At 45.6% G+C, this 12912-nt stretch carries 11 protein-coding genes; 4 read left to right on the top strand and 7 right to left on the bottom strand.

What is annotated here, in order from left to right; translation table 11 throughout:
• Nucleotides 1-2842: DUF2341 domain-containing protein (locus tag QXF64_04525; protein ID MEM1689745.1), on the bottom strand; the 2842-nt coding region annotated here is incomplete at its 3' end.
• A gap of 144 nt (nucleotides 2843-2986) precedes the next feature.
• On the opposite strand from QXF64_04525, the gene QXF64_04520 reads away from it, so the two are divergent.
• Entirely contained in the window at nucleotides 2987-3196 is a 210-nt protein-coding gene (locus QXF64_04520; protein MEM1689744.1) for a hypothetical protein, read from the top strand.
• 61 nt (nucleotides 3197-3257) lie between these two features.
• On the opposite strand, the gene QXF64_04515 is transcribed toward QXF64_04520, so the two are convergent.
• Together QXF64_04515 and metG are read right to left on the bottom strand one after the other, a co-directional pair.
• Nucleotides 3258-3893 carry a PHP domain-containing protein gene (locus QXF64_04515; GenBank protein MEM1689743.1) on the bottom strand — a complete coding sequence of 212 codons (636 nt, stop codon included), beginning with the start codon at nucleotides 3891-3893 and terminating at the stop codon, nucleotides 3258-3260.
• Between the two features lie 4 nt (nucleotides 3894-3897).
• Nucleotides 3898-5718 (bottom strand): methionine--tRNA ligase, encoded by a 1821-nt coding sequence (gene metG / locus QXF64_04510; protein ID MEM1689742.1) that lies wholly within the window; start codon nucleotides 5716-5718, stop codon nucleotides 3898-3900.
• Between the two features lie 95 nt (nucleotides 5719-5813).
• On the opposite strand from metG, the gene QXF64_04505 reads away from it, so the two are divergent.
• The 3 genes from QXF64_04505 to QXF64_04495 are packed head-to-tail and all read left to right on the top strand — an operon-like array spanning nucleotide 5814 to nucleotide 8858.
• A complete protein-coding gene (locus tag QXF64_04505) occupies nucleotides 5814-6332 on the top strand; it encodes a DJ-1/PfpI family protein (GenBank protein MEM1689741.1) in 519 nt (172 codons plus the stop codon).
• A gap of 4 nt (nucleotides 6333-6336) precedes the next feature.
• A complete protein-coding gene (locus QXF64_04500; protein ID MEM1689740.1) occupies nucleotides 6337-7626 on the top strand; it encodes an amidohydrolase family protein in 1290 nt (429 codons plus the stop codon).
• A complete protein-coding gene (locus QXF64_04495; protein MEM1689739.1) occupies nucleotides 7623-8858 on the top strand; it encodes an adenosylhomocysteinase in 1236 nt (411 codons plus the stop codon). The genes QXF64_04500 and QXF64_04495 overlap by 4 nt, the downstream gene beginning before the upstream one ends.
• A gap of 29 nt (nucleotides 8859-8887) precedes the next feature.
• Here QXF64_04495 and prf1 read toward each other — a convergent pair whose 3' ends face one another.
• Genes prf1 through QXF64_04475 form a run of 4 tightly spaced genes read right to left on the bottom strand, consistent with a single transcriptional unit; the run spans nucleotide 8888 to nucleotide 12897 of the window.
• On the bottom strand, nucleotides 8888-10144 hold the full coding sequence (gene prf1 / locus QXF64_04490; protein MEM1689738.1) for a peptide chain release factor aRF-1: 1257 nt from the start codon (nucleotides 10142-10144) through the stop codon (nucleotides 8888-8890).
• Between the two features lie 38 nt (nucleotides 10145-10182).
• A complete protein-coding gene (locus QXF64_04485) occupies nucleotides 10183-10860 on the bottom strand; it encodes a rhomboid family intramembrane serine protease (GenBank protein MEM1689737.1) in 678 nt (225 codons plus the stop codon).
• Between the two features lies 1 nt (nucleotide 10861).
• Nucleotides 10862-11722: a methyltransferase domain-containing protein gene (locus tag QXF64_04480; protein MEM1689736.1), complete on the bottom strand. Its 861-nt coding sequence runs from the start codon at nucleotides 11720-11722 to the stop codon at nucleotides 10862-10864.
• Entirely contained in the window at nucleotides 11719-12897 is a 1179-nt protein-coding gene (locus QXF64_04475; protein ID MEM1689735.1) for a hypothetical protein, read from the bottom strand. The genes QXF64_04480 and QXF64_04475 overlap by 4 nt, the downstream gene beginning before the upstream one ends.
• Nucleotides 12898-12912: the final 15 nt, after the last annotated feature.

Raw genomic sequence — 12912 nt, 5'->3', positions numbered from 1 at the left:
CGTTCTCGGCACTCGTCACATAGGGATTACCATAGTACATCCAGATCTCGTTGTCTGAGTTTTCGAGCCTGCGCACCCAGACGATGTTTGTGTAAGCATTCTCCGCTTTCTCTATCCAATATGGAAGAAAACCCCTGTTTTCATCCTCCAAAAATCTTATGCTTGGATAAATTGTATTTTCGATGTCCGACGGAAGAACTACTTTTATCTGGAAGTTTTCAGGGTGATTTCCACTTATTTCAATTTTCCTCCGGCAGGTCCATTCTTGGTTCCACCAACTGTAAAGGACATCGAGTCTTCTAAATTCTGACCAATCACTCCAGTTGCCGGCCTGATCCATCGCCCTAATTCTCCAGTAGTATATTCCGTGGTCCGGAAGCTGAATTTCAGTTTGATTCTCATAAGTGAAGTAGTCTAAATCCGTGACTCCTGTGGTAACTTGTAGGTTATAGAGAACATTCTCAGATCCGGACCAAGAGAATATTACGGATAGTCCAACAATCTTGAAACCGTTTTCTGGAGACAATGGAGTTGGGACTTGCGGTGGTTGGGTGTCGACGCTGAACTCCCAAACGTCTGAATCGAACTCCTCTCCTTCGAAAATCGGAACTACTTTCCAATAATACCGGCCGTCTGGTAGACCAGAAATCACCTCAAAATTTTCGACAGAAGGAGGCAAAATGATGTTTTCAATTGGGGAAGAAAAGGAAAGATCATCATCGAGCAAGAATCTCTGGTTATCCTGCAACTCGGCGGGTATCCAGCTGAAGATAGGCGTGTTGTCATTTATCTGGGAAGAGTTCTCCGGCTTAACTAGAATTGGATAATCCCGTCTACTAACTGTGATCGCTAGAATTCGCATGTACTGGTTATTTGGCAAAACTATATTTTCGACAATTTTGTTGCTATCGAGAGAAATTTCTCGGTGAAAAACTCTACATTTAACAACTTGATCCTGCCCCCCAGAATGCCTATGGCCAATTAAAATGGCGACATGTTCTCCCGTTTCCGGACTCTGACACCAATCGCTCAACCTCAGGGTAACGTTAGAATATGACCCATCTTGGTAATTCACGCGAAGCGTTCCACTCTGGACACTTCCGCTTCCAATTGATGCTCCCAAGATATGTAAAGCGGAATAATGTCCATTTGGCAAATCGATCGTCTGAGAAGAGGTCGAAACCATGTTTTTCTGTCCGTCCATCCTGCTGCCTATAAGGAAAAGAATACCGCAATCTCGGCAGGTGATGTTGTCGGAGAACCCGTCTGCGTCATAACCCTCAGAACCATCAAGATTTCCCCTGTTATTGTCCCAGCTGATTCCATCTCTGTTAAAATATGAAGAAAGATCGACCGGTGTTTGAGTCAATCTAAGCTGAGTCGTGCAAACTTCAATCTGCTGCTCATCATTTGTGATTTTTACACCCATACGCTGGTCAAAATTCACGGGTTGCCCATTCCTTCGAACTTGTCTTATCGTTGAATCTATCCCCTTCGCCTTTATCGTCAGTGAGGAAAAATTCCAGAAAGGAATGTCTTTTGCTTCTATTTCGCTCAAATGTTTGTTCAGGTGAGGCCTGACCCAAATTTCGCCGTTATCGATGTGTAACCCAACAACTTTTGTGATCACCATTTCGGCAAAAAGAGAATTCGCCCAAGCAAACCAAGAGCGCGTGTAGTCCGCCGGGTTGTTCGGATTTATGCTCTCATGCATCAATTTCGTTCCGGCGTCCGAAATCTTCAGCTGCTCCAAACAACTTTCTATTTCTTTATGATTATCCGAAGTGAGAATTTGGACAATCAGTGACATTGGCCACACTCTCGATCCTGGCGTGTGAGGACTTCCAATTCCAGAAATATAGCTTCCGGAAAAGAAATAGGGATTTGAAGAACTAAGCAAAAATCTGCGCGTGTTCTGATAGACATCGTTGTCTGTTGATGTGAATCCTATGTAAGGTGCAGAAAGCAAACTCGGTACATTTGCGTCATCCATAAGGAGGTATCTTCCCCGTCCATCAACTTCGTATGCCCATATCCTTCCGAAGACTGGATCGTTGTATACCGCGTACGTCTCTATTCCGCGCATAATGTTTTCCCTTATTTTATCGCAGAGGTCGGCGCCTACCTCATTTTCCCATAGGTTAAGATACATCTCTTTCAACATCGGCATCGTGGCTGCGATGAACATGTTTGTCGGAATCAAAAAAGGATAAACAGTTGAATCATCGCTGGGCCTATGAGAAACTCTCACAAGACCGGTTGTCACATCCATGTTGTCCAAGATCTGCCTTAGCGCCTTCCCAAACGCCTTCTGAGCGTTGAAATCACCAGAAAGATGAGCCCAAGAATCATCCCCTGAAACTTTCCAGTAGACCCAGCAAAGTCTAATTAAATACGCTATGCCATCGTGTTCGTACTTATATTCCCAAGGAGTATAATCCTCTTTCCACGAGTTTATGATCGTGGACATGGGGTAGGAAGAATTAAAATGCTTGAAGTGGCGGAGCATCACTCCACGGACTACGCGCTGAAGATATGCATCATTTATGCAAATGAGAGCATAGGGGTACACCTGAGCGCAGGAGTCTCTTACCCACATTGCGTTGATGTCGCCAGTAATCACATACGTTGTATTGTCGTCTTTTAGTCCTACTGTTGTCTGAATCGTGTTCACGAAGGTATTTCTGAACATCTTTAGAAGATATGGATCGGAAATATGGATGTTTTCCAGATAAGCGTCGATGGAGGATGGGGAAGCCAAAATCATCTGGTTTGGTATTATCAAAAGCGCGATCACGAAAGATAATAAAAACACAAACGCTGCTCCTTTCTCTACTCTCATGGTTTCGTCCCGCTTTCTGTTGTTGACTAAATAAAGCTTTCGCAAAATTGCCGAAACTTTCGCTTTATAAACTCCCAAAAGTTTTTTATATTACCATCCAGCTATGTGTCAGTGAAGTTACAGTTAACTGGAGGGATGAAAAGAATGGTTGAACAAGAAAAAACATCCGGACAACACAAGGTCGAAGTCCGGGTGTTTGTTGAAGGTCTTTATCTCAAGATCATTGACGACCTCGTTGGAGCCGGCTATGGAGCGAATAGAAGCGAGGTTGTCAGAAAAATGATTCATGATTGGATGATGGCAAACTTGGAGAAAGTTAAAGGATTCGTTGAATATGCGAAAAAATCACGCTGAACCATCGCCTCTCGGGTCTAGCCAGCATAGGCGGGGAGATAAAGCCTCCCCGCCTTTGCGCTCACCCTTTGTGGAGGGTGCGCTGGAGGATCCTCCACAGGGTCAAGGGGAGGGGGAGAGATCGCCCGCCTACTGATGTCTCTCCCCCTCTTATACTTTCTAGCACTTCCTCTATTTTAGACCCACAGTTCAAAACAGTGTAAGCGGTGCCAACATCCGTTAACAAATGGGCGTCTGAGCCACCAACTCCAACAATGCCATGATTTTTCGCAAAATTTTCTGCCAGCTTGTTGGAGAGCCACCCTGCCCGGGCATTGAGAATCTCGATAGCGTCAAACTTCGTCCTGTAGACAAGAGACGCTCTTCTGCCGAGTGAAAAAGGATGGGCCGCCACAGCGACTCCGCCCTGCTCGTGTATTTTTTCGACAGTCTCCTCTGGTTTTAGTCCTTTGGGGATTTCATCGCTCACGCCGAGCCCGAGAACATGACCTCCGGTTGTGGAAACTTCAACGCCGGGGATTATCAGGAATCCCTTTGAAGAAAATCTTTTAGCCTCCCTGAGACCTGCAACGGTGTCGTGATCCGTGAGAGCAAAACCATCCAACCCTTTCATTTTTGCGATTTTCACGAGATCTTTCAAATTCGAAGAACAATCCTTGACAGAATAACGCGAGTGAACGTGTAGATCTAACTTCATCAGATCATCTCACCTTGGTGCCCGGCTCCTGCGTCCTATCGGGAACCAGTAGAGAGAGTTTATTCTCATCGTCACCGGCAGCCAACAGCATCCCATGTGAAACTACTCCCATTATTTTTGCTGGCTTTATGTTAACAACCACAACAACAAGTCTACCGACTAAATCCTCCGGTGAATAGGACTTTCCTATCCCAGCCACGATTGTCCGTACCTCTCCGCCCACATCAACCGAGAGCTTGAGCAATTTTTCGGAGCCTTTTATTTTTTCGCAGGAAAGAACTTTTGCTATTCTAATATCCATTTTTTCAAAGTCGGAAACTGTTACTTCTCGACTTACTGCGGCCTCAGCCGTTTTCTCATCTTGAGCCTTCCTGAAAAGCGGCTCAGGCTTTCCAATTTCGTGGCCCGGAAGGATTCCCGGCCTCAGGGCCTGGTCAAGCCTTTCTACCTTAAAATTCATCTGCTTGCTCAAACGTTCTGCGGTGATTGGCATAAACGGAGAAAGCAGAACACAGATCGTTCCAACCAAGTTTAAACAACTGAGAAGGCACTTCGCGGCCTCCGCAGGCTTTGTTGAAATCGATTCCCACGGCTTGCATCGCTGAAAGTATTCGTTTCCCAGTCTAGCCAAATTTACTATCTCCTCGGCCGCTCTCGTGACTTCGAACCGGTCCATTAGACGAATGATTTCTCTCACCCGCTTGTTCACCTCCTCCAAAAATTCTCTGTCTAGTTCTCCCTCTGGGGCCCTACCGTTGTATCTCGCATGGATGAAGGTTAAAACCCTGTGAATGAGATTTCCGAGAACATCTGCCAACTCGTCGTTTAGTCTTCTTCTAAGATTCTCTTCTGAGAAGTCACCATCCTGTCCGAGCGAGATCTCCCTAGCTAAGAAATAGCGGAGAACATCGGGGGAATATTTCTCCGCCAGATATACTGGGTCTATAACATTGCCAAGGGATTTGCTTATCTTTCTCCCGTTAACTGTCAGGAAGCCATGCGACAGGATTTTTTTAGGTAAAGGATAGTTGGCGGCCATCAGCATAGCTGGCCATAAAATACAATGAAATCTGAGAATGTCCTTTGCAATTAGATGAACATCGGCTGGCCAGTAATCTTGTGCAACCAAGTAGTTTATCAAGGCATCAAACCAGACCCATATCCTCTGTTCAGGATCTCCTGGGACCTCGATTCCCCACTTCAAACCTCGCCTGGTAACGCTGACGTCTTTCAGACCCCTCTGGAGAAAACTCACTACTTCGTTCCTCCTTGCCTCCGGTATTATGAAATCCGGATTGTTCCGCAAGTGCTCCAGCAAGGCATCGCGATAAGCGGAAAGTCTGAAGAAATAGTTCTCCTCTTTAACTTTCTTCGGCTCCGTTCCGTGCAAAGGACACTTTCCATCAACGAGGTCTTCCTCGGAAACGTAGGCCTCACAACCGTCACAATAGAGCCCTTCGTAAATTCCAGGATATATCTCGCCCTTTTCCAGAAGACGCTGGAAAATCTCTTGAACTCTCTTTTTGTGTCTCTCCTCTGTCGTGCGAATGAAATCGTTATTGCTTATGCATAAAATTCGCCAAACATTCTTCCACTTCTCAGCCATCCAGTCGGCATACTCCTGCGGATTTTCGAATCCCATATTTTCCGCCGCTTCCACGGTTTTGGACGAATTCTCATCGAGTCCTGTCAAGAAAAAAACATCGTCGCCTGCCAGCCTGCGCCATCTGGCTATGATATCTGCTATTACGGTCGTGTAGGCGTGACCGATGTGTGGAACGGCATTTATGTAATATATGGGAGTTGTTATGTAGAACTTTCCCATACACCCACCTATCTCCATCCACGCCATACTTTAAGAGATTCTCCCCAAGTTATTGACCGCCTCCGCCTCTGCCATTTTTATTCTAAAGAGAGAAAATGAAAAATTGGATGAAAGCCCTGTTGATAATCGCTCCAAAGGATTTTCGCGACGAAGAGCTTTTCCATACCAAAGAGGTTCTTGAAAAATCCGGAATAGTGACTAAAATCGCCAGTACGAAGAAGGGGGAAGCAAAAGGGATGCTCGGCGGAAAAGCAACGGCCGAGCTGACCATTGAGGAAGTGAAGGTCGAAGATTACGATGCTGTGATATTTGTCGGGGGAAGTGGCTCTTCCATTTACTTCTCCAACAAACATGCACTGAGCATAGCAAAGGAAGCTTTTTCCGCCGGTAAAGTTGTTGGAGCAATATGTATAGCACCGGTGATACTGGCTAACGCTGGAATTCTCAAGGGTAGGCGGGCGACCGTCTGGGATGGAGATTTCGTCAAAATGCTTGAAGCCGGTGGAGCAAAGTATACGGGAAAAAATGTCGAAGTAGACGGAAAAATCGTTACTGCTAATGGTCCACACGCAGCAAGAGAATTCGGTAAGAAAATCGCAGAACTGTTGAGGTGAACGCTTGGAAAGCATTCTAATCAAAAACGTCCAAATTGTCACATGCAATCCAAGAAACGAGGTCTTCCGAGGAGACATATTGATCGAAGAAAATCGGATAGCAAAACTAGGAGATGTTAGGGAGAAGACTGACTATGTGATTAACGGAAAAAGAAAAGTCGCACTCCCGGGCTTCATAAATGCACACACTCATCTTGCAATGACGCTCTTCCGCGGAATAGCCGATGACATGGAGCTGATGAGCTGGTTAACGGAAAAAATCTGGCCACTCGAAATGAAGCTCAAAAGAGACGATGTTTATTGGGGAGCTCTTCTTGGCTGTGTCGAAATGATAAAGAGTGGTACTACTTGCTTCGTGGATCAGTATTTCTTCATGGATGCTGTTGCGAAAGCAATCGAGGAAACGGGAATGAGGGGCTTCATCTCTCATGGAATCATTGACTTGGGAGATGAAGAAAAAAGGGAAAAAGATATCAGAGAAGCCGTCAGAATTGTAAAAGATTTTCACGGCAAAGCCGATGGAAGAATTCTAACGATGTTTGGACCACATGCTCCTTACTCATGTTCGAGAGAGTGCCTCTTGGAGATCAAGGATTTAGCTAGAAAGTTCAAAGTCGGAATAATGATTCACCTCGCAGAGAGCGAGAAAGACGTTCAAAATACCATTTCGTTTCAAGGGGAGAAGCCGATAGAATTTCTACAAAACATCGGTTTTCTCGGTCCCGAGATACTGGCTGCACACTGTGTTCAAGTAAGCAAAGAAGAGGCGGAGACTCTAAAGAAAAATGACGTAAAGGTGGCACACAATCCCCAAAGTAACCTCAAACTGGCTTCTGGAATTGCTCCTATCTGGGACTTTATCAAAAGAGGGATCACGGTGGCGATAGGAACTGACGGTGCTGCAAGCAACAACAACCTTGACATGTTTGAGGAGATCAGAACCTGTAGCTTGCTGGCCAAGGTTAAAGCTGGAAACCCAACGGTTGTGGATGCGATGACAGCTTTAAGAATTGGAACCATAAACGGCGCAAAAGCGGTCGGGCTTGAAAGAGAAATCGGATCCATAGAAATTGGGAAAAAAGCTGATATTATTCTCGTTGATCTTAGAAAACCTCACCTCACACCGCTACATAACGTTGTTTCTAATTTGGTTTACTCAGCAAGTGGCTGCGATGTGTGCACAGTCATCGTCAACGGCAGAATCATTATGGAAGATAGACACATATTGACGGTCGATGAAGAACAAGTAATCGAAAAGGCACAGCAGGTTGCTGAAGATCTGGTGAGCAGATGAAACCCAAAGATATCGGGGAAAGAATGCTAAACTGGGCCGAATCACGCATGCCAGTTCTGGCCGAAGTGAGACGGGAGCTCTCGAAAAAGAAACCATTGAAAGGACTCAAGGTGGGAATGGCGCTACATGTAGAAGCCAAAACTGGTGTACTTGTCAGGGCACTACGCGATGCGGGGGCAGAAATCGCTATTGCAGGATGTAATCCGCTTTCGACCAAGGATGAAGTTGCTGAAGCCCTTGCGGAGGAAGGTAATTTTGTATACGCGAAAAGAGGGGAAAGCGAACAAGAATATTATCGAAACCTCGAAAAGGTCCTCTCTCATGCTCCTGATTTAATAATCGACGATGGAGGAGACCTCACCGTTCTTGCACATGAAAAACATCCAGAATTTGAGAGGCTGATCGGTGGGTGTGAGGAAACAACAACTGGTGTCATGAGACTACGAGCTATGGAAAAAGATGGAGCACTTAAAATTCCGGTTATTGCTGTAAACGATACGCCAGCAAAGCGCCTTTTCGATAACAGATTTGGGACAGCAGAATCGACTTTGCAGGCGATAATGAGCATCACGAACACTCTGATTGCGGGCAAGTGTGTGGTGGTTGTAGGTTACGGATATGTAGGGAGAGGGATAGCTTCACGTGCAAGAGGGCTTGGAGCGAACGTCATTGTGGTGGAGACCGATCCTATCCGAGCACTCGAAGCCGCAATGGATGGATTTCGTGTTGGTAGCATGAAGGAAGCCGTGCGTGATGGGGACATTTTCATCACGGCAACTGGCAACGTCAATGTGATACGCCCAGAGCATATGCAAAAAATGAGAGACGGTGCCATCCTCGCGAATGCTGGCCACTTCAATGTGGAAATAGATCTGAAGGGACTGGAAAAGCTGGCCACTTCCGAACGAGAAATCATCGAGGACGTAAAGGAATTCAAGCTTAGGAACGGAAAACGTTTATATCTTCTCACGGAGGGGCGTCTAGTCAATCTGGCGGGTAAGCGCTCACTTGGGCATCCGATAGAAATAATGGATATGAGCTTCTCGCTTCAGGCTTTGTGCACAGTATATCTGGCCAAACACGGTACAGAGCTGGAACCCAAGGTTTATCAAGTGCCTGAAGAGATAGACAAGAAAGTTGCAAAATTAAAACTCCGTTCTCTCAAAATCAAAATGGAAAAGCTCACCGCTGAACAAAAGAACTACTTGAAATCTTGGAAATTCGGAACATGACTTCTCGGAATGTCCTGTGTGGATGAAGTTTATGCTGTTTTATATCTCAAAATCGCGGCGATTCCACCGAACCCTCTATAAAATTGCTCCCCCTCCTCCGTTTCAGTGGAGATGAAGTGTACGTTCGCGTTGAATCTTTCGGCTAAATCAAGGAACTCTCGGACTGCGTCTTTTGTCTCCACGATCTGCAATTGTTTTTCTCCACAGACGGAGCACTCCTGTGAGAGAAGCTGTCTTTTCAGGGTTTCAATGTTTTTCACGGTTTTCTGAAACTGATTATTACAATTTAGACATCTTATGGTTGCTGTAACCTCACCAAACGCCTCAGATATCAGAAGAGTATCGACCAAACCGTGCTCAAGGGCTTCCCTCACTTTTTCCTTACCATAAACAGCCAAGCCAGATTCTTTGGCAACTTCCTCCATGAATTTTTGAAAAATCTTTTTTTCCTGCACTATCTCAAGTTCGCCCAAAACCTCCTCGGCCTTATTGACGACCTCCTTCACACCTTGCTCATCTGTGTATCCTGTATCGATTACAGCGGCGATTTTCTTTTTGAGTTCCGGATGGAGAAGCTCCTCCTTCAGAAAATCCTCCTTATGCGGACCAGGACCACCGATCAAAATGCGTTTCAGATCCGGAATCTGCAAGAAAACTTCGGCCGCCGCTTCCGCCACCCTCTTGTGATACTCATGTGTGGCTATTTCCCGTAATCTTTCAAATCTCCTGGCTGACTGCCCCCCTTTACTGTGCTTTCCGGGAATTCCGGAAGTCAATCTCCTGACGATTTCTACGTGCTTTCCCCGCACAGTAGCAATTGTTGCCTCGTTTCCGTCCATAACGAGCACCCCGAGTGTCTCTTTAACTTCCAGCATTTCTTTCAAGGGTTCTACGACAAACTGTTGATCACATCTGTAGAGTCTCGTTGTTATGGGCTCCGGTGGTTCTATCCAGTAGAGCTGGATATCCGTATAGTCTTCCCTTTCTGCAACGTTTCCTGCAAAGATTGCTAGCCCGGTCTCGGGTGGCTTTTTATTCGTTCTCATATAACTTTGGAGGAACTGGATTATTCTCTCAATTGCGGCTTGGACGTTTTTTCGTGTAGACTTCGACTTTATGTTCGCTGCCGTACCATACTCTTCTCTGAGCTGCTGAAGAACTTTCGCCATGTCGAAATCGGGTGGGATATATACTGATATCAACTCGGTTCCCCTGCCCCTGAAAGCCTCCAGTTCCTCCACCATCTTCTTGAACTGGTAGCGGAATTTCGCGTCCTTTGTCGTCATAACAATTATCCTTTTGCGGTCTTCCTAAAAAACGGAAACTACATCAGCCGCCGGTAAACCGGAAGGAGAAAACGGAAGGAAACGAGTAGCCCTATGATAAAGCCAAAGACATGCGCTAAAACGTCAACGCCAGGAGCCACACTGAAAAAAACCTCCGGGGATTGTATGAGTGAAAAGAAGAAAATAAAAACTATGAAAATCCCGACGATAAAAAGAAAGGTCGCAGCACGACTTTTTCTGCGCCCAGATGACACCTTCCAGAAAATCGGAATGTTTAGACCAAATGAAACCAGAGCGAGAGCAGAGACCGCATAGACGACATCGGAAGCTCCAACCGAAGAAACGTCAAAACTACTAGTAGCTAGCCAAATCAGATACTCTAAGGAACCCACCAGAGGTCCGGTGAAGAAAAGAAGAACAAGCATAGTCGAACTTATGGTTTTTCTGATTTTTTTAGGTACCCACATGTTTACGACGAAAATCATTGATGAGAAAATTAGGATGGCCGAAATATTGTTCCAGAGATGATTAAAATCCGCATGCACGTAGGTCGACGTAAAAATTCCCCATGGCTTATCCAATGAAAGACTCAAGTAAGATGATTCCCCTTTGAATCCACTGACGAAAAACAGAATGCAGAGCAAAACAAAAACCATGGACCCGAATATTCCCGGTATGAAATCTATGATGCGTCCATTTCTTTTCTTTCTGACCAAATCAGACACCTGCCGGTTTTCTGGCTACGATTCCTACATCCTGCCTACGGATTTTTTCAAAACCGCACTCCTTTAACCTTTTTATAACTCCTGCCGGTATGTCCTTTCTTCTCCGTTTCCCTGGTTCTCCGACGTAGTGATAAAGCCACCCTTTTGGTTTTAAAACCCTGAAAATCTCATAATAAAACTCCCGGCTGTAGAGTTCTCCTGCCAAGGCAAAGCGGGGAGGATCGTTTATCACTCTGTCGAACAAACAATCGTCGAATTTTTCGATCAACTCCGACGCGTCTCCGAGTAGGATGGTTATTCTTGTATCGGCGAGCTTCCTCGACCAAGGGTTAATCTCCGCCATTTTTAAAACATTCTGGTCTTTTTCAATTGTCATTATGGAGGAAGCACCGAAGTTGATCGACCATATGGCCGTGTAACCCAGCCCGGTTCCTATATCCAGCACGGATGCATTGGGGAAAACCTTTATGGATACCACTTTCATCTTTGCATCCTCCCATGGAGTCACTTCTTCCGTCCTATGCATTCTTATTCCGGAGATTTCTAGTGTTGGAGCATCTTCTGGATAAGGAGCAAACAATCGATAATACTTACCTTCGGCAAAAAACTCTGCCTTGAAAATCTCGTTTTCGCGAACAATGTAAACGTCCCCCTCTTCCAATTTTTCTAAAACTTTCAAACTGATAACATCGCCAGTTGGAAGACTGACCAAACCACCGGAGATAGTCACTTTTGCTTTTGATAAACCGAGATCGAGAGAGACCTCTAACTCTCCATCGCCGGATTTGAGAATTTTTTCCGCAACCCATTTTGTGATAACCGGCAAAATCACCGGTTTAAATTTTACTATCATTTTTGAAACCCCGCAGTCATGGCGGCCAATGTGATAGCTCTAGATGTCGAAGATGTCAAAATCACCTCTGTTTCTTCCAATTTCTTCCTCTGCTTGCTTAGATTTTGGGGGTCCTTATCCGTTCCGACTATGGTGGCAAAAACCGGAAGATATCCCATAGTAGACTCGCAAACTCTGCGAGCTTTGATGACCGCCTCAGAGAGGACTGATGCAGGATCCTCGTGAGCACCATGACCCAAAACAATGTCAAAAACCAAGGCGCCGATCTGCTCATCTTTCGCTTCCCTAACAATTCTCTCCACGTAGGGGCTTGGATCAACAATCGGGTTGACCCCTGGACTGGGCTCCGGCATGGAAATATCAACAAACGTATGCCCCTGACTAGAAGTCGGATCCGGAAGCCTGAGTCGCGGTTTAAGTGGAACGTTTGAATAAACCGTTTTACCAAACCACGACAGGATCAGCTGAGCTTCGACACAAGCGAACCTTCCAGAAAAAATGCCCCTTACGTATTTTTGCCCGTATGCAAGCTTGGAGGCTTCTTCTTCCGCAAACTTTTCAAGTTTCTCGTCTGATGGCTCAGGTTTTAACTCGCAACCAACTATTTGAGCCACCCTCTGAGCAAATTTCTCAAGAGTCTGCAATTCCTCAGCTTTATAACCCAGAAAAAGAAAAAGCACTGGTTTATCGCCCTCCGTCTCCTTCATTATTCTCTTCACAACTTGCTGGTTTGGCAGAACTCCGATGACTGCTATACATTCTGTATCGGGATCTTCCTTAAGAAACTTTAGAGCTTTTATCGTTGAGAGACCTCCGATCGCCTGGGAGAAATCCCGCCATCCCACATGTATGGCATGTGATATTCCCACTTCCGAGAGCATGCAAGCCAACATCCTGAGACCGCTTGAGGAACTTCCGATAAGCCCAATTGGTCCTTTTTTGATCTCGTTCCATATTCCCACGCCCTTGCCGTTGATAAGCGAGAATGAACAACAAGGACCGAGAAGAAGCCCATCATCAGCTTTCTTTATTTCCATTTCCTCCACGAGTGGAACATCACATAGTATTGCGACGATTTTTTTCTCTGCCAGCGACCTCTTTATTTTCTCTTCTGAACCATCCGTCCATTTCCGAATCTCAATGACTTCCAGATCTATCCCCCGAAAAACATTCACGATGTTTAAGTTTAA

The organism is Candidatus Hadarchaeales archaeon (assembly GCA_038823825.1).
Lineage (GTDB): Archaea > Hadarchaeota > Hadarchaeia > Hadarchaeales > Hadarchaeaceae > JAVZGN01.
The sequence above is the reverse complement of the archived record's forward strand: the minus strand, read 5'-3'. Positions and strand labels throughout refer to the sequence as shown.

What these genes read in the sequence shown, in the direction of transcription:
- QXF64_04520 (MEM1689744.1), top strand. Translation starts at nt 2,987, where the DNA reads ATGGTTGAACAAGAAAAAACATCCGGACAACACAAGGTCGAAGTCCGG.
- QXF64_04515 (MEM1689743.1), bottom strand. Translation starts at nt 3,893, where the DNA reads ATGAAGTTAGATCTACACGTTCACTCGCGTTATTCTGTCAAGGATTGT.
- metG (MEM1689742.1), bottom strand. Translation starts at nt 5,718, where the DNA reads ATGGGAAAGTTCTACATAACAACTCCCATATATTACATAAATGCCGTT.
- QXF64_04505 (MEM1689741.1), top strand. Translation starts at nt 5,814, where the DNA reads ATGAAAAATTGGATGAAAGCCCTGTTGATAATCGCTCCAAAGGATTTT.
- QXF64_04495 (MEM1689739.1), top strand. Translation starts at nt 7,623, where the DNA reads ATGAAACCCAAAGATATCGGGGAAAGAATGCTAAACTGGGCCGAATCA.
- prf1 (MEM1689738.1), bottom strand. Translation starts at nt 10,144, where the DNA reads ATGACGACAAAGGACGCGAAATTCCGCTACCAGTTCAAGAAGATGGTG.
- QXF64_04480 (MEM1689736.1), bottom strand. Translation starts at nt 11,722, where the DNA reads ATGATAGTAAAATTTAAACCGGTGATTTTGCCGGTTATCACAAAATGG.